The sequence below is a fragment of the Clostridium sp. MCC328 genome, assembly GCF_018785465.1.
In the GTDB taxonomy this organism is placed as follows: domain Bacteria; phylum Bacillota; class Clostridia; order Lachnospirales; family Lachnospiraceae; genus Pilosibacter; species Pilosibacter fragilis.
Map to the genome: position 1 here is coordinate 1 of NZ_WQPW01000148.1, position 240 is coordinate 240.

The 240-nt window shown below is 40.8% G+C and carries 1 pseudogene; it reads right to left on the reverse strand.

What is annotated here, in order from left to right:
- A pseudogene (locus GPK83_RS17450) lies at positions 1 to 223 on the reverse strand (IS3 family transposase); the annotation flags it as partial.
- Between the last annotated feature and the right edge of the window lie 17 nt (positions 224 to 240).

The following is a 240-nucleotide window of genomic DNA, read 5'->3' on the forward strand; positions in this document are numbered from 1 at the left end:
CATTGTGCGAATGATATATTTCCTGAATCTGTGCTTGGACTTCGGCTTTAAGGGTATAATAATCCGCCTTCCGGTGTTTCTGGTAGTTGTAATAAGCATTTGGGCATATACCCAGCCGTCCAAGCAGCCAGCGAATGCCAAATTCATTATGATATTGTTTGATGAATCGATAAGCCTCTAATCGATTTCCTTTGCAAAGAATGCCGCCGCTTTTTTTAAGAAAAGATTCTCCTTACGAAG